This window comes from Armatimonas sp. (assembly GCF_043760365.1).
Taxonomy (GTDB): Bacteria; Armatimonadota; Armatimonadia; order Armatimonadales; family Armatimonadaceae; genus Armatimonas.
This window is the reverse complement of the sequence record NZ_JAYUPA010000289.1, coordinates 1-1968: the sequence shown is the minus strand read 5'-3', so window position 1 is coordinate 1968 and position 1968 is coordinate 1. Positions and strand designations below refer to the sequence as shown.

Annotated in this window: 2 protein-coding genes; one reads left to right on the top strand and one right to left on the bottom strand. The window is 54.7% G+C overall.

The window, feature by feature from the left end:
- Positions 1-761, top strand: a 761-nt coding sequence (locus tag ACH2EH_RS06890; RefSeq protein ID WP_395140195.1) for a sulfatase, incomplete at its 5' end; no start/stop codon positions are given.
- A gap of 30 nt (positions 762-791) precedes the next feature.
- On the opposite strand, the gene ACH2EH_RS06885 is transcribed toward ACH2EH_RS06890, so the two are convergent.
- Entirely contained in the window at positions 792-1868 is a 1077-nt protein-coding gene (locus ACH2EH_RS06885) for an IS4 family transposase (RefSeq protein WP_395140193.1), read from the bottom strand.
- Positions 1869-1968 lie beyond the last annotated feature (100 nt).

The window sequence follows — 1968 nt, the reverse complement described above, 5'->3', positions numbered from 1 at the left end:
CCCCCGGCGAGCACGACAGCAATCCACCCCACTTTGGCGAGACCCAGAAAGCGTCGCCGGATTTTTCGCACTGGCAGGAGAGCGGCTACGGCAACCATGGCTTCCACTCGCACTTAACTCCTGAGGAGCAGCAAAAGAAAGACCTCGCGATCTACTACGGGATGATCAGCCTGATGGACCGTGAGATCGGCAGGATCTTAGACGAGCTGGACAAGCGCAGGCTCGCCGAGGACACGCTGGTGGTGTTTTCGACGGATCACGGGCATTTCTTAGGGCAGCACGGCCTCTGGTACAAGGGGGCATTCCACTACGAAGACCTCCTGCGCCTCCCGTTTCTCGTCCGCTGGCCCGGCCACGTCCCCGGCGGTGAAGTTTCTACCGCGCTCCAGGCCCTAATAGATCTCCCGGAGACATTTCTAGATGCCTGTGGAATCCCCATCCCTGGCCAGATGCAGGGCGTCAGCCAGCTTGGGGTCTGGACGGGCGCGCAAGAATCGGCCCGCGACTCCGTCATCACCGAGTTTCGCCACCAGCCCACCAAGCTCCATCTGCGGACGTTTATCACCGAGCGCTACAAGCTCACGCTCTACCGCGGCGAGGCGTTCGGCGAGCTCTTCGACCTGCAGGACGACCCTAGCGAGCTTCATAACCGCTTCGCAGACCCAGATTATGCCTCGGTGAAGGCGCAGCTGATGGAGCAGTGGCTTCAGGCGGAGATCAGCCGTGAACCCACTCGCTTCGCACGAATTGCGGGAGCATAGCGCCACTGTGCGTGACAAACAGTTTGCCTCCTAAGTTTTGCATGGAATAAAAGCCTTAAGGAACCATCGAATCTCTAAATCCGAAGGTGGCCCAAGCAACCAAAGAGAAACACGATGGGCTACTTCCAAGCCTTGACGAGCAATACTCTTACGGGCACGTTTGGTTGCTTTACAAACCACTTGGGGCAGAGAGTGTCCAATGCAAACACACAAAAGGTAGGCCAGAGTCAGTAAACCAAAGAGACGGCAGAGACGATCCGGCTCGATAACACGGGTCTCTTCCAGATGGAAGCCGCGACCTTTAAGGGCTTGAAACAAGCATTCGATGCTCCAACGATTGCGGTAGTCTTCCATCAGATTACCGGGATGGCTACTGGCAACCACGAGGGAATCTGTCCCCGAGAGTGGCTTTCCTCCGAGATAAACCCAGGTGCCCCAGAGCAGAAATTGCCCTTTACGGCATTGCTGGGAGCGGCTGAACAAAGCCGCCACTTCATAGATTTTGCCCTTGCGATCTTTGACCAAGTCATCCACGCGCAGCCGTAGACGAAAAGGGATGCGAGTACGATGGAGCCAGGCAATCCAATTTGCCCCAATAAATTCTCGATCCCCCGTGACATATTGAATGCGTTTTGCCCCAAACAGATCGAGGAATTGTTGCATGAGGGCAATGCGTTGTGCCGTATCGCTGGCTCCATCCCTCTCTAGATGCATCCAGAGCAGTGGGACGGCTATGCCGTTGAAGTAGACTGCCAGCACTAACAAATTGATGGGAGACTTTCCCCAGAACCAGTTGGTTCTATCCACCACAAGGATCCAAGGCGAGCAAGGCAGGAAGTGGGCAATGACCTTAGCAAATGCTTTGGGGGTGACTCGGGAGTCATCCAGGAATCTTTGGATTCTCTTTCTGTTTGACTCGTCCGTTGCTCCGGTGGGTAAAACGGTCGCGATCCAAGCCAGGCTAACCGTTCTTTCCGCGAGGAGGGCTAGGAGAAAAAGAGTAATGAATTGGCAATGCGGTGCAAGTTCTCCTATACTTTCTCGCATCAGCCTTTGAATTTTCTGGCGGTTACTCTGGATTATTTGGAGGTTGGTTGGTTCGGTCATCTGAAGCCTTTTGTCGGTGTGGTAACCTCAAGATAGCTTCATTTGGCCGAACCGTCATCCTGTTAAATTTAGCAGGGCAAACTGTTTGTCACGCACAGTG